The sequence below is a fragment of the Candidatus Pelagibacter sp. HIMB1782 genome (assembly GCF_052047475.1).
Lineage (GTDB): Bacteria > Pseudomonadota > Alphaproteobacteria > Pelagibacterales > Pelagibacteraceae > Pelagibacter.
In genome coordinates this window covers 375,416-393,422 of record NZ_JBNAKE010000002.1, presented here as the reverse complement: position 1 = coordinate 393,422, position 18,007 = coordinate 375,416, and the positions used below count along the sequence as shown (strand labels likewise).

The following is an 18,007-nucleotide window of genomic DNA, read 5'->3' as shown; positions in this document are numbered from 1 at the left end:
CCAAATGCAACACGTGATTTATTAAGAAAAACTATTAAAAAACGTGTAAAACACATCATAATTTTATGAATAAATCATCTTTTTTTATTGTTGGTCAACATGCGGTAATGGAAGCATTACGTAATCCAAAAAGAAAAGTTTTAAGAGTGTTTTTAACAGAGGATGCTAAAAAAAATATTCATAGAAAAAATCCAAATAAAAATCTTCTTGAAGAGGTAAAAGTCTATTTTAAATCAAAAAAAGAGTTAGACAAATACTCATCAAAAGAACAATTAATGCATAACGGATATGTTGCTGAGATTGAACATTTAGATCAACCAGAATTAAAAGAATTTGTTAAAGAAAAAAATAATTTAACCTTTGTATGTTTGGATGAAGTTACTGATCCAAGAAATATAGGTTCACTCATTAGAAGTGCAGCATCTTTTAAAATTGATGGTGTAATAATTAAAGAGAGACATTTTCCAAAGGATAGTAAACTAATGTATAAATCAGCGAGCGGATGTATGGAGCATGTAAATATTTTTGAAGTTTCAAATATTAATTCTACCCTAAAAAATTTAAGAGAAAAAAATTTTTGGGTTTATGGTTTTGATTCAAAGGGCCAAAAGGATTTTACAGATATCAAATGGGAGGGAAATAATATTTTACTTTTTGGATCAGAAGGATTTGGAATGAGGCAACACACTGGAAAATATGCAGACTTTTTTGTCAAAATTGACATCAATGAAGAGATAGAAAGTTTGAATATATCAAATAGTGCAGCAATAGTGTTTCATCATTTAAGTTATTTAAAAAAAAAGAGTTGATTATTTAACAAATAATTAATAATTATTGCGCAAGCCCTTGTAGCTCAGTTGGTAGAGCAATTGATTTGTAATCAATAGGTCCGCGGTTCGAATCCGTGCGGGGGCACCACTAAAACTCATAAAGATTTAAATCCTTAATATTAATATAATCTGATTAATAAATATCTTTTATAAATAATTTATTTAATAATATCATAGTGAAAGAGTTTAAAAAAATACTTCAAGGCTTAATAAGAATTATCAAACTTTATGGCTTAACTATATTTGTAAAAATATTAATATACGAACTGTTCTATTACCTTAGATTTAATCAAAAAAATGTTTATATGGATGAAAGCCACAATAGAAAACGTGTTGAAAAAAATCAAAAAATTTACAACTCTCCATCTTCACCAACTCCTTATTATTTTATAAGTTTAATTTATAAAAAAATTTTAATTAACTATGATATTAAAAGTTATCATCTTTATGATTTTGGATGCGGATCTTGCAGGGTCATAAATTTTTTTTATTTAAAAAAAGTAAAAACGACTGGTATTGATATTATAAAAAATTACAAAAAATACCTTATTGATAAAAAAAAACAGCGTTTTTTAAATTTTGATATAAGAAAGCAAAATATAACTAAATATTTAACAAACAATAATTTAATTTTATATTTTTACGAACCATTTGAAATAAATCTAGTTTTAAAAATTTTGAAATCTCAAAAAAATAAGAGAAACGTGATATGTGTGCTTGTGAATTATAAAATCAAAAAAATTGAGAATTTCAGACTTATTTATGAATTAATCCCTTTTAAAAAAAAAGGTATTCAAATTTTTACTAACATTAATATTTAAACAAATTAATTAATTTATTTATTTCAAAATATAAAAGATTAATCTTAATTTTAAAATATAAATAAATAGATATTATTTTAAATAATTATGAAAACAAAAATTGCAATTTTAGGAGCTGGTGCATCAGGCTTTGGAACCTATTCTGCATTTGAAAATTATAATGAAACATTTGATATAACAATTTTTAATTCTCCATTTAAAAAAAATAAAATTTCATCAAAAGAACTTAATCAAAACATTAACGAAAATAATATCAGTAAATATTACAAAGAATTAAAAAAAATTAGTGATTCTGAAATATTAAAAAAAAAAAATAATTATGGATCAAGCTATAATTTTATTGGTGATGATTTTTCAAAAATTGCAGATAGTAATTATCAATATGGTTTGACTCAATTCTGGGGTGGAATTTTACAAATTTTTGATGAGGCTTCCGTTTCAAAAATTTGTGACAAATCTGACAATTTAGATAGAGCGTACATCTCAATCTCAAAATTAATTCCAATAACAAGACCTTCTGAGAATTTTAAAAATACATTATTATACGAATTAGCAAATAAACCCAAAATAGAAAAAAATAATCTAGTAAATTTATTAGAAAGTAATTTTACCAACTCATCTGAATGGGTATACGGAACTAATTCAGTGGCAATGCAAGAAGAAAAAAACAACGACGGCCAATGCTATTGCTTGGCGGGATGTTGTAAACTTCATTCAATATTTTCTACCCTAAATTATTTCAAAAAAATAAAAAAAAATAAAATAATAAATTATGATATTAAAAAAATTGATTTTGATAAAAAAATCATTTTCTTTGATACTGAAAAAAAAAAATTTGATAAAATTTTTATAAATTTAGGTCCATTTAATTCTCAAAGAATAATTAATCAAAATTTGGAACTAAACTCAAATACTATAAAGGTCAAAGATAGTTATAGTTTTATTTTTCCAATTATTTATTTGGGTAATTTGCCAAATGAAAAAAGATACTTTGAATTAACAAATGAAATAATCAATATTAAAAATAATTTTAAAGATTTTGCTACTTTACAGATATACCCACCAAATAAACATTTAATAAGATCTATGTTGCCAAAATATTTGTTTTCATTGGATAGAGTATTTTACAACTTTTTATTAAATCGAATTTTATTTGTTACTGTATTTTCTAATGATGAAAATTCTATCATTAAAGAGTTTGACGCAAACTCAAATATTCAAAATGACACCAATAAAGAAAAATATGAAGAAACTGTATTCGATAAATTTAATGAAGGATTAAATAAAAAAAACTTATTTATTCCAATAAAATATTTTCACAGACCTATAACAAGTGCACATTATTCAGGAAAAGATTTTTTTAAAAAAAATATTTTTGATAATAAAAAAAAAGAGATTTTTAAAGATATTGTATTAAATGATTCCACTTTATGGAATTATATACCAAGTTACTCTCCAACATTATCGATAATGGCTTATGCAAATATGTTGGCAAAAAAAAATTTTGATTTATAGAATTGCTCAAATAAATAATTTAAAATAAATTGTAAAATTCTAATGATTTTTCCAAGACAAAAATTATATGATTTAAATTTTTTTGGTTTATTCAAATGTTTAATTTTTAATAGTCTAAATAAATTAAATAAGAGTGAAAAAGAAATCGAAATTATAAAAAAACTAAAAAAAAAGTTTTTTATTTTATTTGGATATAGAAATTTAATTCCTTTGTCGATGGGAAGAATGGGGTGTTACTTTGCAGTTAAATATTGTGTCACAGAAAAAAAAAAGAAAATATTAATTTGTCCATTTACAATATTTGATATGATCAATATGATTAAACTTGGCGGCGGCATTCCTGTATTTATAGATTCTAAAAAATATTCTCCACACCCAACTTATGAAGAAATAAAATCTAATATCACTTATGATACAGCAGCAATAATTTTAACAAACTATCACAATACAAACCCAGAACATAAAAAAATTTATAAATTATGTAAATTAAAAAAAATAAAAATTATTGAAGACAATGCAATTTCAATTGGAAATAAAAGAAATTCATTTTATCCAGACTTTGCTATATTTAGTTTTGGTTTATTTAAATTTATTAGTTCATTTAACGGTGGTGGAATTTATGTTAAGTCGAAAAAAATATCACTTCAAATTGAAAATGAAATTAATAAGTGGGAGCATATTTCTAGACTAGATTTATTTCCCGTGTTTTTAAAAGGAATAAAATTTAAAGTTTTAACACAAATTAAAATTTTTAATTATTTTACATTCCCTATTTTTAAATTTGGCTTTTTAAATAATATTAATTTCATTAAACAAATGGCCAAAAATGATCCAAATCCCTTTTTACGAAAGAAGTTTTCAAATAACATGAAAAAAAAATTATCAATTTTTCAATTAAAAGAGATAATTCGACAAATACCTCAGGTTAAAAAAAATAGAAAAATAAGATTAAAAAATACTAACATTTTTATTAACAAACTAAAAAAAAATTTAAAACAAAATATTACTAGATCTATAAAATATAAATATGATTGTTTTTTAAACTTTCCTCTTCTTATTGATAAAGACAATTTTTATAACGACCTAATGAGAAACAATATAGATGCTTCAAAATATTATTATAGAAACTGTGCTAGTATTAATTTTTTTAAAAAATATGCTAGGAAAAGACTAATTAATCTTGAAAGATACATTGATAATATAATTATTTTACCTACATATCCATCTTTATCGAAAAAATATCTCTATACTATTATTAAATATATAAATAATTCAAAGTTAATAAATTAAAATTTTAATTTGTTTCTTTTCTTAATTGTTCAATTTTAATTTTTTTTTGTAGACTTCTATTTTTATCATAAAGAAGATTAAACTTAATTTTGTTGTTAATTTTTACTATAATTGACTTAGCATTTCTTACTTCTAAATTATCTGCTACAGCACTTATAGGTCTTTTTGAAGGATTTAGATTTGTGATAACAATTGTAGATTTATCATTAACTATTTTACCCTTCCACCTTCTAGGTCTAAATGCGCTAATTGGAGATATGGATAGTTTTTTTGAATGAAGACTTAAGATGGGTCCATGGACAGATAAATTGTAAGCAGTGCTTCCAGCAGGTGTAGACACCAAAACTCCATCGGAAACTAATTTTTTTATAATTTGTCTAGAACCTTGTTTAATTGATAACGAAGCTGCTTGTCTGCTTTGTCTTAATACGGAAACTTCATTAATCGCTATAGATTTTTTGATTTGATTATTTTTATTTCTTACAATCATTTCTAAAGGAGAAATTGAAACCACATTTGCTTTGGAAAGATTTTTTATAATATCTTTTGAGGAAAATTTATTCATTAGAAAACCATAGTTTCCTGAATTAATCCCATAGAAAAATTTATTTGAATTTTTGTTTCTTTTAAGAGTTTGGAGCATAAAACCATCGCCTCCAATAACAATAGTTAAATTTTTGTTTTGAAAATTATTAGAACTAATTTTTTTTAATAAAATATTTTTTATATTTAAGGATTTATTATTTTTATCAGAAATAATTTGTAGTTTGTTCATTAATGGTGCCCTCGGCCAGACTCGAACTGGCACTCCGCAAGCGGCAAGGATTTTAAGTCCTTTGTGTCTACCAATTTCACCACGAGGGCATTAATGAATTTCACTGTTATATCCACAATTATTTATAACTCAACTATATTAAATTGTATTGGTAATCTCTAGCTTCTATTACTTCTTTTGGCAAATTAAGCTCAACATCACCAATTTTTATTAATTCATCTTTACTTATATTTTTTTTCAATATTGCATTATCGGTTAAACCAAGTGGCAATACCTTTTCATTTTTTGAATTTTCAGATGTAATTAATTTACCTCTTGCACAAAACCCTCCTTCTCCATCGAGCTTTTCACCGACTTTTAAATCTTTTTTTGCAACACTTGCAACATCTGCATTATATTTCTTCGTATAACCTGTGGCTCTGTTATCAAGCGCTATAGAATATATAGACTGAGCAAGTTCTAAACCAATATAATGATAAGGTCTCCATATTGCTGAGTAGTTTCCGGAAGAATCTGTAAGCATACCATAATCTTTAAAGCAATTTTTTACATATTCATTTTGAGCCTTAATAACAATGTATACACCCCACCTTAAGTCATTGGGAATATCTTTTTTATTTAAATCAATACTTGATATAACTTCAACTTGACCTTCAAAATCAATTAATCCACCATCTTTTTTTGGTATTAATTTTTTTGCAATGTCATAAACCCCAACTGGAGGAAAGGTTAATCCGTTGGAAGGACATTTAAGATTAGCAGCGTTGATTACTGCACACATTTCAATTGCAGATTTATCGCCACATAAAAAACTATTAAACATTTTAGGATTCATTCCTGACTCATTCTCCGCCCTTTCTTTAGTTAAGCCATAATGACCCCAAACTGTATCGGGGGTAGAATATTCAAAACTTGGATGGTATTTTGTTCCCTTTCCAGCACAAATAACTTCAAAACCATTAAGTCTAGCCCATTCAATTTGCTCTAAAATTAATGAAGGTTGGTCACCATAAGCCATCGAACAAATAACTCCATTTTCTTTAGCTAAATCTGACAAATATTTTCCACATGTGATATCTGCCTCTACATTAACTAAAATCAAATGTTTCTTTTCTTTTAAAATCTTTGTTGCATGGACAGTACCTACAATTGGGTTTCCTGTTGCTTCAATAAAGATTTCAATATTTCTATCAATAATTTGATCAAGAGAAGTTGAAAAATTAATTTTAGATACCTCTTCTTCACTTACTCCACTTCTTATACAATTTTTTTTTGCTTGATCAGTATTAAGATCAACTATGCTATCAATTTTAATTTTATTTAAGTTAGAATATTGAGATAAAAACATACTTACAAATTTTCCACATCCAATAAAAGCTACTCTTATTGGATATTTACTGTCCTCTAATTTAGTATGTAAAAACATTTCTTAAATATTTTCGCATTTAAACCCACTACAAATTACTCTTCTTAGAGGATGTATGCTGTCCTCTTGATAAATAATTTGTATCTTTTTGAAATATTTTTGTAAATCATTATGATCAAAATAAACTTTACTTAAATCAAATATAAAAAGTGTATTTTCGTCACAACATATATTGAATAGTTTTAAATATAATTCAAATGGATAATGGTAACCCATCGACTTTAATGAAATAACTAAGTCTATTTTTTCCTCTATATTTATAGTTTTTTCTACATCAAAAAGGTTAATTTGCTCTATGTTAATTGCATTATTTAATAGTAAATTTTTTGTTTCACTTAAGTCATTATAACTTTCATAATTTGAACTAAACCCATATTTTATTTTTTTATCAATTCGATTTTTATCCATTAAAAAAAAAGTAGTATTTTTTTCATAAATACTATTTAAGTAAATATTTATTATTCCTAACCCACAACCAACATCCATTATATTTTTTGCAGAATGTGGTAAATATTTTTTAAATGTCTCAATCTCTGTTAAAAATAAATTTTCTGTATTTTGCTCTAAGTTTTTATTTTGAAAATAATTTATTAATAAATTAGTAAATAAAAAACGACCAAACTTTTTTCTTAGCCATTTTTGAGTTTCAGTCAAAAGCTCATTCCTTTGTAAGAGTAATAATTTTTTTGATTTTTGATTTAATTTGATCAATTTATTAATTTTTTAATGCTTTAATTAAAAATTTGTTATCAAGTTTACAATCTTTATATCCTCTTTTAACAATATTTAAGTATCTTTCAGTTGGGAATTTAAATGAAGATTTTTTAACCATTATATAAGTCATGACTTTTTTTCCATAATAATAGAAATAGTATTTTTTATATAAAATTGGAAAATCTTCATACACATCTAATTTTTTTTCGTCACTTTTAGAAATTTCATATAATCCACCAGGTACAATTGAATTTTTTTTTGGTTCTATGTCTGCCGCTCTATATTTGCTTCTAAATGTTAACCTAAAATCTTTTAGATTTATTTTTTTTAAAAAAACACTGTCCTTGCATCTTCGTTTCATTTGAAAATGATGAAGATTGCTACCGTAAGCAAAATACAACATTAGCGCTCAACTACCTCAATTTTTTTTTCATTTACAAATTTTAAAATCTGCGAATTACAATCATCAATTTTATTTTGATCTTCTGATCTAATTACTATCGACACCCCTAGTTTTCCAGCATGAAAAAATGGGTAACTGCCAATCTCTACGTCCAAATTATTATTTTGTACTTTTGTTAATGAACTTGCTATTTCACTTTCAACTGTTCTTAGGCTTATAGTTAAGCTTTTGATTGGTTCACCTCCAACTATATTATTTGTTAATCCACCTAACATAGATTTTAATATAGAAGGAATCCCTGGTAGCGAATAAACATTTTCAACATTAAATCCTGGAGCGCCACTTGTTGGATTTAAAATAAGATTTGCATTTTCAGGCATCCATGCCATTTTTTGTCTTCCCTCATTGAATTCTCCAGGTTGATAATATTCTTCTAAAATTTTGAAAGCTTCTTTGTGAACTTCGTATTTTATTCCAAATGCTTTTGAAACCGATTGAGCTGTTATATCATCATGTGTAGGTCCAATACCACCAGTTGTAAAAACATAATCATATTTTGATCTAAGTAAATTTAGTGTTTCAACTATAATATTTTCTACATCGGGAACTACTCTAACTTCCTCAACTTTTACCCCTATAGAATTTAACCATGTTGCTAATGTTGAGGTATTGGTATCTTGTGTTCTTCCAGATAAAATTTCATTACCAATAATTAAAATTGAAGCTTTAAATTTTGCTTTTTTATCCATATTAAATATATAATTTACCAATGGAATTTACCAAGTCTTTAATAAAAGGCAAACTAATCAAACGTTACAAAAGGTTTTTTGCCGACATAAAACTTGGTAAAGAAATTGTCACAGCTCATTGTCCCAACACAGGTTCTATGAAGGGTTTATTAGATGAAGGTAATGAAGTTTATTTACTCCCAAATAATGATCCTAAGAGAAAGCTAAAGTTTGGACTTGAAATAATTAAATCAAGAAAAAATTTAGTAGGTGTCAATACTCACATGGCTAACAAGATAGTAAATCATGCTATCGAAAATAATTTGATCAAAGAATTAAAGAATAACGATAAAATAAAACCAGAGGTATTCTTTAATAAAGAAACTAGATTTGATTTTTTGCTAGAAAAAAAAAATAAAAAAAGCTTTGTTGAGGTCAAGAATGTTACTTTATTTAGAGATAAAGAAACTGCTGAGTTTCCAGATGCTATTACTTCGAGAGGATCTAAGCACTTATTAACTCTTATTGATGCCATAAATAAAGGTTATAAATGTTATCTGATATTTTTAGTTCAAATTCAAAATATGAAATATTTTAAAATAGCTAAAGATATCGACGAAGAATATTATAATAATTATAAAAAAGCTAAAAAAGCTGGTGTAAATTTTCTAGCTTATAGATGTGACATAAGTTCAAAAAAAATTATTATAGATAAAAAACTTAAAATTTTAGATGAGTGATTATAAAGAAAAATTTGAAAAAATGAGAGTTGCTGGTGATTTAGCAGCAAGGACACTTGATATGTTAACTGATAATATTAAGGAAGGTGTCTCAACAGACTATATAGATAAATTGGGATATGAGTTTATAAGAGATAATGGAGGTCACTCTGCTCCACTCTACTATAGAGGTTTTACAAAATCATTATGTACTTCACTAAATCATGTTGTGTGTCATGGAATTCCTTCCGATAGAGTTTTAAGAGATGGTGATGCGGTTAATGTTGATGTTACTGCAATTGTAGAAGAACATTATGGTGATACCAGTAGAATGTTTTGTATTGGCAAGACACCAATTAAATTGAATAATCTTATAGATGCTACTTACGAATCAATGATGAGAGCAATTCGAATTTTAAAGCCAGGAATTAAATTGGGTGATATTGGTTATGAAATTCAATCATTTGTTGAAGAAAAAGGTTACTCTGTTGTTAGAGATTTTTGTGGTCACGGTATAAGTACAACATTTCATGAACCACCAAACATTTTACATTATGGAAGTAAAAACTCAGGACCAGAATTGAAACCTGGAATGACTTTTACAATAGAGCCGATGATAAATTCAGGTAAATATGATGTTAAAATGTTAAATGATGGTTGGACTGCTGTCACAAAAGATAAATCTTTATCAGCTCAATTTGAACATACTTTAGGAATTACTGAAAATGGTTATGAAATCTTTACAGAATCTGCTAAAGGTTATTCAAAGCCTCCATACTTATAATTAATGATTAAAAGATACTCTCGAAAAGAACTAACTGATATTTGGTCAGAGGAAAATAAATATAAAATTTGGCTAGATGTAGAAGTTGCAGCTGCTGAGGCTATGGAAAAACTTGGTCAAATACCAAGAGGTGTAGCTTCAATTGTTAGAAAAAAAGCAGTTATTAATGTAAATAGAATACATAAAATTGAATCTGAAGTTAAACATGATGTTATAGCTTTTCTTACCTCTGTTACAGAAAAAGCAGGAATTAAAGCAAGATATTTACATCAAGGGATGACTTCATCAGATGTGCTTGATACCAGTTTTAATATTCAATTAGTTCAATCTGGAAAAATAATACTAAAAGACATCGACCAAATTTTAAAAGTACTTAAAAGGCAGGCAAAAAAATACAAAATGACTCCATGTATGGGGAGGAGTCATGGAATTCATGCTGAACCAGTTACATTTGGATTAAAATTAGCATCTTTTTATCAGGAATTTAAAAGAAACAGAAAAAGACTTAAAGATGCAATAGATGAAGTATCAACCTGTGCAATATCAGGAGCTGTTGGAACTTTTGCAAATATAAGTCCTAATGTAGAAAAACATGTCGCAAAAAAATTAGGTTTAAAAGTTGAGCCAATTTCAACGCAAGTTATACCAAGAGATCGACATGCATTTTATTTTTCAGTTTTAGGAATTATTGCTGGTTCAATTGAGAGAGTTGCAATTGAGATAAGACATTTACAAAGAACAGAAGTTTATGAATTACAAGAGTACTTTTCAAAAAAACAAAAAGGATCATCTGCAATGCCTCATAAGAAAAATCCAATTTTAAGTGAAAACTTAACTGGTTTAGCTAGAATGGTTAGAAGTGCTGTGATACCAGCTTTAGAAAATATAGCACTATGGCATGAGAGAGACATTTCACACTCGAGTGTTGAAAGAAACATTGGTCCTGATGCAAATATTACAACAGACTTTGCATTGGTTAGACTAACAAGTATTTTAGACAACATGATTGTTTATCCTAAAAAAATGTTAGAAAACTTGAATATAACAAAGGGCCTAATTTTCTCTCAAGAAGTTATGCTAGAATTAACTAAATCTGGTTTAAGTAGAGAAAAATCTTACAGAATGGTTCAATCTTATGCAAAAAAATGTTTTGCAAAAAACCTAAACTTATTTGATGTGATATCTAATGATAAGTTTATTATGAGTAAAATTACAACGAAAAGGCTTAAATCAATATTTAGTTACGCAAAACACTTTAAAAATGTGAATTTGATCTTTAGAAGAGTTTTTAAATAATGAAAAAAGGAAAAAGACTATACGAAGGTAAAGCAAAAATCATTTATGCGACAAATGATAAAAATTTAGTTATTCAATATTTTAAAGACGATGCGACGGCATTCAATAATCAAAAGAAAACTACAATTGAAGGTAAGGGAGTTTTAAATAATAGAATATCTGAACATATTCTCTCAAATTTATCTCAAATAGGAATTAAAAATCATTTAGTGAAAAGATTAAATATGCGAGAACAAATAATAAAACTAGTTGAGATAATTCCAATTGAATTTATTGTAAGAAATGTTGCAACAGGATCTATCACTAAAAGATTAGGTATTGAGGATGGGACTGTTTTAAAAGAACCATTAATTGAATACTGCTTAAAAGATGACAAATTAGGTGACCCTCTAATTGCAGAAGAGCACATAATAGCTTTCGATTGGGCTAGCAAAAACGAAATTGATAAAGTCAAAAAAATGATTTTGAGAATTAATGACTTTATGATTGGAATGTTTAGAGGAGTTGGAATTAAATTGATTGATTTCAAACTAGAATTTGGAAGGTTAAAATCTAATGGAAAGCAAGAAGTAATACTAGCAGATGAAATTAGCCCAGATACATGCAGACTTTGGGACAGTATTACTGATAAAAAACTTGATAAAGACAGGTTTAGAAAAGATTTAGGTGATTTAATACCAGCTTACACAGAAGTTGCTAAAAGATTGGGTATTTTACATGAACAATCTAATGTGAGTGCCGTGAATGTAACAAAATTATCATCAGTTAAGAGAAAGAAAAAATGAAAATCTCAGTAGTAATCACTTTAAAAAAAGATGTCTTAGATCCACAAGGTAAAGTTATTCATCAAACTTTAGATGGCATGGGCTTTGATGATGTTAATGAAGTTAGACAAGGTAAATATTTTGAAATTGATACAAAAGAAAATGATCCAAAAAAAGCTAAAGATAAAGTTGAAGAAATGTGCAAAAAACTTTTAGCCAATCTTGTAATTGAAAACTATAAAATTATTGATCTAAAGTAATTAATGAAATCATCTGTCATTACTTTTCCTGGATCCAATTGCGATAGAGACATGGATGTTGCTTTAAAAAAATTTGGATTTAAGAATAAAATGGTTTGGCATGATGATGCTGAACTTCCAAAAAGTGATTTGATTGTATTACCAGGAGGATTTTCATATGGTGACTATTTAAGATGTGGGAGTATGGCGTCTAAGTCTAAAATTATGAAGTCAGTCATTAATTTTGCTAACTCTGGTGGTATGGTAATGGGAATTTGTAATGGATTTCAAATATTAGTTGAAACTGGACTAGTTCCCGGTGTGTTATTAAGAAATAAATATTTAGAATTTATTTGCAAAAATGTATTCGTAAAAATTAACAACAAAACAAATAATTATTTTAATAATATTAAAAATGATGTTTTGGAATTTCATATTGCTCATAATGAAGGAAATTATTTTTGTACCAAAGATCAATTAAAAGAAATTGAAGATAATGAACAAGTTGCAATAAATTATTGTGATGAAAATGGAAAAATAGAAGAACAATTCAATCCAAACGGTTCAATTAAAAATATTGCAGGTATTTTTAATAAAGAAAAAAATGTTTTAGGTATGATGCCTCATCCTGAAAGAATGATTGATAATTGTTTATCAGGAGAAGATGGTTCAATTTTTTTTAATAATTTAATTAATAATTTAAAATGATAGTAAACGAACAAGTAGCTATTGATCATGGTTTAAAAAAAGATGAATATGCTAAAATTTGTGAATTATTAAAAAGAACACCAAATATCACTGAACTTGGTATTTTTTCTGCAATGTGGAATGAGCATTGCTCATATAAATCTTCAAGGCTTCATTTAAAAAAACTTCCAACAAAAGGAAAAAAAGTTATTCAAGGTCCTGGGGAAAACGCAGGTGTTATTGATATTGAAGATAATGATGCCATTGTATTTAAAATTGAAAGCCACAACCACCCATCTTTTATTGAACCCTATCAAGGTGCAGCAACTGGTGTTGGTGGGATTATGAGGGATGTATTTACAATGGGTGCTAGACCTATTGCAAATTTGAACTCGATTCATTTTGGTTCCCCTCAACACAAAAAAACAAAAAATCTTTTAAGAGGTGTGGTTCATGGAATTGGAGGATATGGAAATTGTATGGGTGTTCCAACTGTTGCAGGACAAACAAGTTTTGATAGTTCATATAATGGAAATATCTTGGTTAATGCAATGACCTTGGGATTGGTTAAAAAAGATAAGATTTTTTACTCAAAAGCAGCTGGTTTAAATAAGCCAGTTATTTATGTTGGTTCAAAAACAGGTAGAGACGGAATTCATGGAGCCAGCATGGCTTCAGCAAGTTTTGATGACAAAATAGAGGAAAAGAAACCCACTGTTCAAGTTGGAGATCCATTTACTGAAAAACTTTTACTGGAAGCTTGTTTGGAATTAATGGCTGGAGACTCAATTATAGCTATACAAGATATGGGAGCTGCTGGATTAACATCATCAAGTATAGAAATGGCATCAAAAGGAAATCTTGGAATTGAAATAAATCTAAACAAAGTTCCTTGTAGAGAAACTAAGATGACACCTTATGAAATTATGCTCTCTGAAAGCCAAGAAAGAATGTTAATTGTTTTAGAAAATGGAAAAGAAAAACAAGCAAAAAAAATATTTGATAAATGGAATTTAGATTTTGCAGTAATTGGCAAAACTACTAATTCAAAAAAAATACAACTTTACTTTGACAATGAAAAGGTAGCGGACATCCCTGTAAATACATTGGTCGAAAATTCACCTATGTACGACCGTAAATGGAAAAAAGCAAAGCTACCTAAAAAGAATAAAATTAAAAAAGAAGATTTAAAAAATCTCAAAATTATAGATGTTCTAAAAAAAGTTTTAGCAAATCCAAATATTTGTAGCAAAGATTGGATTTGGCAGCAGTATGATCATACGGTTATGGGGGATACTATTCAAAAACCAGGTGGAGATGCGGGAGTTGTGAGAGTGCATGGAACAAATAAAGCTGTAGCTGCTTCAGTCGACAGTTCCGCTGTATATTGTTGGGCTCACCCACTTACTGGTGGAAAACAAGTTGTTTGTGAAAGTTTTAGAAATTTAATTGCTGTTGGTGCAAAACCTATAGCTATTACTAATTGTTTAAATTTTGGAAGCCCTGAAAATGAAGAGAATATGGGTGAGTTTGTTGAATGTGTTCAAGGAATTGGTGAAGCAAGCGAATATTTAAAATTCCCAGTAGTTTCAGGAAATGTTTCTTTTTACAATCAAACTAAAGATGAAGGTATAAAGCCAACTCCTGCTATTGGAGGTGTGGGTTTGATAAAGGATTATAGTAAAATGATTACTATGGATTTTAAAGAGATTAATAATGTGGTTTTGGTTATCGGAAAAACAGAGGGACATTTAGATCAAACTTTATTTGCAAGGAATATATTAGATGAAAAAAATGGTCCTCCTCCTGAAATAAATTTATTTAATGAAAAAAATAATGGAGAAACTGTATTGAAACTTATCGAAAGTAATCTGATCAAAAGTGCTCATGATGTTTCTTTAGGTGGAATTATTACAGCGGTAGCCAAAATGTGCATCAAAGGTAATAAAGGAATAAATTTAAATAAACCAAAATATTTAATTAATGAATTGGAATATTTCTTTGGTGAAGATCAAGGGCGTTACATTATTGAGGTTAGTAAAAAAGATTTAAAAAAAGTCACAGATATATTAAATAAAAACGCTGTTCATTTTGACGAACTTGGTACAATCGGTGAAAATGAACTATATTTTGATGATAAGACAAAAGTTACAATTGACGAATTAACAAGTTCAAATACAAAGTGGCTTACAAATTATATGAGTAACTAATGGCAATGGATTTAAAAGAAATTGAGAGTTTAATTATAGAAGCAATGCCTGATGCTGTTGTAGAGATACAAGATTTAGCAGGTGATGGAAATCATTATTCAGCGACTGTGACTTCTTCTCAATTTTCAGGAAAAAGTAAAATTGAACAACATAAAATGGTATATAATTCTCTAAAAGGACGTATGGGAAATGAATTACATGCCCTAGCAATTAAAACAAAGGAGCAATAATGGACGATAATACAAAAAATATAATTCAAAATCATATAGACAACAATGATGTTTGTTTATTTATGAAAGGAACTCCAGATGCTCCACAGTGTGGTTTTTCAATGGCTGTTTCAAACATGTTAAAAATTCTTGAAGTAAATTTTAAAGGAGTAAATGTTTTAGAAGATCAAAACATTAGAGAAGGTATTAAAGTTTACAGTGATTGGCCAACAATTCCTCAATTGTATATTAAAAAAGAATTTGTTGGTGGATGTGATATCGTAAAAGAAATGTACGAAAACGGAGAACTTAAAAAAGTTCTTGAGGATAAAGGTATTAACTTTAAAAATTAAATTTAGAAATTATCTAGAGTAGTATTCAATTACAAGATTAGGTTCCATTATTACTGGATAAGGAACTTCTTCAAATTTAGGAATTCTTACAAATTTCAATTTTTTGTTCTTTTCATCCATTTGGATGTATTCTGGTGTCTCTCTTTCTTTATTTGCTAGAGCGATATCAATAATTGCTAATTGTTTAGATTTATCTCTAATTTCAATTGTGTCCTCTTCTTTTACTGAATAGCTTCCAATATTAACTTTCTTGCTATTTACTCTAACATGACCGTGATTGATTAATTGTCTAGCTGAAAAAATAGTAGTTGCAAACTTTGCTCTATAAATAATAGCATCTAGTCTTCTCTCTAAAAGACCGATTAAATTTTCACCTGTATCACCCTTAAGCATAACTGCTTTTTTGTAAATATTTCTAAACTGTTTTTCGTTAATATTTCCGTAATATGCTTTTAACTTTTGCTTAGCTTGTAGCTGAATTCCATAATCTGAAGGCTTAGATGTTTTTGTTTGACCATGTTGACCAGGTGCATATGCTCTAGTATTAAAAGGACTTTTTGGTCTACCCCATAGGTTAACTTTTAATCTTCTGTCTACTTTATGTTTAGAGTTTAATCTTTTTGTCATTTAATAGTGGGCTTTATAAACTTACTCTTACTTTTGTCAATCAACGTTTTTTACCTAAACTAGCAAATACACCCGATAAAATACGCGTTTCTTTAGCTGATAATTCCATTCTGTAAAAGATATTTCTTAAGTTTTCAAGCATTATTGGCTTCTTCTCTTTTGATTTGAAGAAATTAATCTCCTCCAGATTCTGGATACATAAATTAGCCATAGCAACAATATCTTTTTTTGAAGCAGATTTTACCTTATTTGATTTATTAAAAGAGGACACTTTTGAATAAAGAATACTTGATACATATTGAGCAATGATTATCAAACTATGAGAGAGGTTTAATGACTTAAAATCAGGATTTGTTGGAATTTGAAGGGTATAATTGGCATAACTAATTTCATTATTGGATAAACCTGAAGCTTCTGATCCAAATAGGAAAGCTATCTTTTTTTTATAATTAATTTTTTTTAAATCTTCTAATTGAATATGCTTTATGTTTTTGTTTCTAAATCTCGCGGATGTTGCAATAACTATATCAATATCCTTTAAAGACTTCTCCAAATTTTCATAACTCTTTGCTTTATTAATAATATTTTTTGCACCAACAGAAGTTGCTAAAATTTTATCGTTAGGAAATATTGGTTTAGGATCTACAACAACTAATTTCTGAAAATTAAAATTTTTCATTCCTCTTGCGCAAGCTCCAATGTTTTCTGAAAGCTGAGGCTTATGTAAAATGAAAGAAATATTATTAACTGACATTAATCAATGCCATGATTTCTGTTGTAGTTAGAAGTAACAGAAGGTTTGATATTGTTTAAATATTTAGGATCTACTGACCAAATAGTAACTTTTAAAGGATAACATTTTGCAACATCAGAAGAGTGTTCTGATCCACAATCTCCTCCTGGACAAGCAGAAAGAGCTCCTAATATATCTGTTTCAGCAAAAAACTCTAGGTAATCCCCTGGTCTAACTGGACTAGCTTTCATAAAGTATTGTTTAGTATCATTAGTAAAACCAGTAAGCATAAATACATTTAATACATCATGAACTATTTTTTCTGCATAATCTAATTGAACATTTTTTTCTTTAACTAATGCTCTTGTTAAATTTGAATGACAGCAATAGTGGTAATCATTATCACTTAAAAGTTTAGAAGTATAAGGATCACATCTAGTACCAATTACATCATGAACAGAACCACCGTCTTTATCATAATCATACCAATCCAAAGTATCCCAAGTTATTGTAGCCAAAGACCTTAGATATGGAAAACTACTAAACATTTTGTCTCCAACAGAGAGATGGGTTCCATATAAAGCTCTTGTTTTTCCTGAATAAAATTTTTCCTCTAGATTATTTAAATTAAATAAATTTAGATCTCCTACCTGTGGGCCATCGACACTTTCAATTCTGAAAAACTCCCCAAATTTAACCTCAAATGTTTTCGCGTCTCTTGGAGGTATGATTACTTCATTTTTTTTAACCAAATGCTCTCTTGCTGAATGCAAAATACTTAAATTTTTATCTTCAATAGTGGTATTTGGATAACAAACTATAGGCTTTGCTCCTATTCTACTATCGATATCTGATGGTTTTTCTGAAAATTTTTTAATTTTCAT

Annotated in this window: 21 protein-coding genes and 2 tRNA genes; 14 read left to right on the top strand and 9 right to left on the bottom strand. The window is 27.5% G+C overall.

Features of this window, described 5'->3' with window-relative positions:
- Positions 1-65 precede the first annotated feature (65 nt).
- From rlmB to ACTTAO_RS06625, 5 genes are all read left to right on the top strand, one after another.
- Positions 66-809 (top strand): 23S rRNA (guanosine(2251)-2'-O)-methyltransferase RlmB, encoded by a 744-nt coding sequence (gene rlmB, locus ACTTAO_RS06645; protein WP_440691565.1) that lies wholly within the window; start codon positions 66-68, stop codon positions 807-809.
- A 33-nt stretch (positions 810-842) separates the two neighbouring features.
- Positions 843-918: transfer RNA gene (locus ACTTAO_RS06640), tRNA-Thr, on the top strand.
- Positions 919-1,006: 88 nt separating this feature from the next.
- On the top strand, positions 1,007-1,651 hold the full coding sequence (locus ACTTAO_RS06635; RefSeq protein WP_440691563.1) for a hypothetical protein: 645 nt from the start codon (positions 1,007-1,009) through the stop codon (positions 1,649-1,651).
- 87 nt (positions 1,652-1,738) lie between these two features.
- Positions 1,739-3,166, top strand: coding sequence for a hypothetical protein (locus ACTTAO_RS06630; protein WP_440691561.1), 1,428 nt, complete (start codon positions 1,739-1,741; stop codon positions 3,164-3,166).
- A gap of 42 nt (positions 3,167-3,208) precedes the next feature.
- A complete protein-coding gene (locus tag ACTTAO_RS06625) occupies positions 3,209-4,456 on the top strand; it encodes a DegT/DnrJ/EryC1/StrS family aminotransferase (protein ID WP_440691559.1) in 1,248 nt (415 codons plus the stop codon).
- A 4-nt stretch (positions 4,457-4,460) separates the two neighbouring features.
- On the opposite strand, the gene ACTTAO_RS06620 is transcribed toward ACTTAO_RS06625, so the two are convergent.
- The 6 genes from ACTTAO_RS06620 to ACTTAO_RS06595 all read right to left on the bottom strand — a co-directional run bounded on the left by ACTTAO_RS06620 (position 4,461) and on the right by ACTTAO_RS06595 (position 8,523).
- Positions 4,461-5,231, bottom strand: a complete 771-nt coding sequence (locus ACTTAO_RS06620; protein WP_440691557.1) for an NAD kinase — start codon at positions 5,229-5,231, stop codon at positions 4,461-4,463.
- Between the two features lie 3 nt (positions 5,232-5,234).
- Positions 5,235-5,320, bottom strand: a tRNA-Leu gene (locus ACTTAO_RS06615).
- A gap of 44 nt (positions 5,321-5,364) precedes the next feature.
- Positions 5,365-6,657 carry an NAD(P)H-dependent oxidoreductase gene (locus ACTTAO_RS06610; protein ID WP_440691555.1) on the bottom strand — a complete coding sequence of 431 codons (1,293 nt, stop codon included), beginning with the start codon at positions 6,655-6,657 and terminating at the stop codon, positions 5,365-5,367.
- Positions 6,658-6,660: 3 nt separating this feature from the next.
- Positions 6,661-7,368, bottom strand: a complete 708-nt coding sequence (locus tag ACTTAO_RS06605; RefSeq protein WP_440691553.1) for a hypothetical protein — start codon at positions 7,366-7,368, stop codon at positions 6,661-6,663.
- Between the two features lie 4 nt (positions 7,369-7,372).
- A complete protein-coding gene (locus tag ACTTAO_RS06600) occupies positions 7,373-7,774 on the bottom strand; it encodes a gamma-glutamylcyclotransferase family protein (protein ID WP_440691551.1) in 402 nt (133 codons plus the stop codon).
- Positions 7,774-8,523: a competence/damage-inducible protein A gene (locus ACTTAO_RS06595; RefSeq protein ID WP_440691549.1), complete on the bottom strand. Its 750-nt coding sequence runs from the start codon at positions 8,521-8,523 to the stop codon at positions 7,774-7,776. Before ACTTAO_RS06595 ends, ACTTAO_RS06600 begins: the two co-directional genes overlap by 1 nt.
- 20 nt (positions 8,524-8,543) lie before the next feature.
- On the opposite strand from ACTTAO_RS06595, the gene sfsA reads away from it, so the two are divergent.
- From sfsA to grxD, 9 genes are read left to right on the top strand one after another with little or no spacing between them, the layout of a single operon-like run.
- On the top strand, positions 8,544-9,242 hold the full coding sequence (gene sfsA, locus ACTTAO_RS06590; RefSeq protein ID WP_440691547.1) for a DNA/RNA nuclease SfsA: 699 nt from the start codon (positions 8,544-8,546) through the stop codon (positions 9,240-9,242).
- Positions 9,235-10,005 carry a type I methionyl aminopeptidase gene (gene map, locus ACTTAO_RS06585; protein WP_440691545.1) on the top strand — a complete coding sequence of 257 codons (771 nt, stop codon included), beginning with the start codon at positions 9,235-9,237 and terminating at the stop codon, positions 10,003-10,005. Before sfsA ends, map begins: the two co-directional genes overlap by 8 nt.
- A gap of 3 nt (positions 10,006-10,008) precedes the next feature.
- Positions 10,009-11,301: an adenylosuccinate lyase gene (purB, locus tag ACTTAO_RS06580; protein WP_440691544.1), complete on the top strand. Its 1,293-nt coding sequence runs from the start codon at positions 10,009-10,011 to the stop codon at positions 11,299-11,301.
- Complete coding sequence (gene purC, locus ACTTAO_RS06575) at positions 11,301-12,086, top strand: phosphoribosylaminoimidazolesuccinocarboxamide synthase (protein WP_440691542.1); 786 nt, start codon at positions 11,301-11,303, stop codon at positions 12,084-12,086. Before purB ends, purC begins: the two co-directional genes overlap by 1 nt.
- Positions 12,083-12,325 (top strand): phosphoribosylformylglycinamidine synthase subunit PurS, encoded by a 243-nt coding sequence (purS, locus tag ACTTAO_RS06570; protein WP_262589074.1) that lies wholly within the window; start codon positions 12,083-12,085, stop codon positions 12,323-12,325. The genes purC and purS overlap by 4 nt, the downstream gene beginning before the upstream one ends.
- Before the next feature lie 3 nt (positions 12,326-12,328).
- On the top strand, positions 12,329-13,012 hold the full coding sequence (purQ, locus tag ACTTAO_RS06565) for a phosphoribosylformylglycinamidine synthase I (RefSeq protein WP_440618325.1): 684 nt from the start codon (positions 12,329-12,331) through the stop codon (positions 13,010-13,012).
- Positions 13,009-15,201 (top strand): phosphoribosylformylglycinamidine synthase subunit PurL, encoded by a 2,193-nt coding sequence (gene purL / locus ACTTAO_RS06560; protein ID WP_440691541.1) that lies wholly within the window; start codon positions 13,009-13,011, stop codon positions 15,199-15,201. Before purQ ends, purL begins: the two co-directional genes overlap by 4 nt.
- Positions 15,201-15,431 carry a BolA/IbaG family iron-sulfur metabolism protein gene (locus ACTTAO_RS06555; protein WP_440691540.1) on the top strand — a complete coding sequence of 77 codons (231 nt, stop codon included), beginning with the start codon at positions 15,201-15,203 and terminating at the stop codon, positions 15,429-15,431. The genes purL and ACTTAO_RS06555 overlap by 1 nt, the downstream gene beginning before the upstream one ends.
- A complete protein-coding gene (grxD, locus tag ACTTAO_RS06550) occupies positions 15,431-15,763 on the top strand; it encodes a Grx4 family monothiol glutaredoxin (protein ID WP_262589070.1) in 333 nt (110 codons plus the stop codon). The genes ACTTAO_RS06555 and grxD overlap by 1 nt, the downstream gene beginning before the upstream one ends.
- A gap of 9 nt (positions 15,764-15,772) precedes the next feature.
- Here the strand turns inward: grxD and rpsD are convergent, their stop codons facing one another.
- From rpsD to ACTTAO_RS06535, 3 genes are read right to left on the bottom strand one after another with little or no spacing between them, the layout of a single operon-like run.
- Entirely contained in the window at positions 15,773-16,390 is a 618-nt protein-coding gene (gene rpsD, locus ACTTAO_RS06545; protein WP_440691539.1) for a 30S ribosomal protein S4, read from the bottom strand.
- 40 nt (positions 16,391-16,430) lie between these two features.
- Positions 16,431-17,144, bottom strand: a complete 714-nt coding sequence (locus tag ACTTAO_RS06540) for an RNA methyltransferase (RefSeq protein ID WP_440691538.1) — start codon at positions 17,142-17,144, stop codon at positions 16,431-16,433.
- Positions 17,144-18,007 (bottom strand): urea carboxylase-associated family protein, encoded by an 864-nt coding sequence (locus tag ACTTAO_RS06535; RefSeq protein ID WP_440691537.1) that lies wholly within the window; start codon positions 18,005-18,007, stop codon positions 17,144-17,146. Before ACTTAO_RS06535 ends, ACTTAO_RS06540 begins: the two co-directional genes overlap by 1 nt.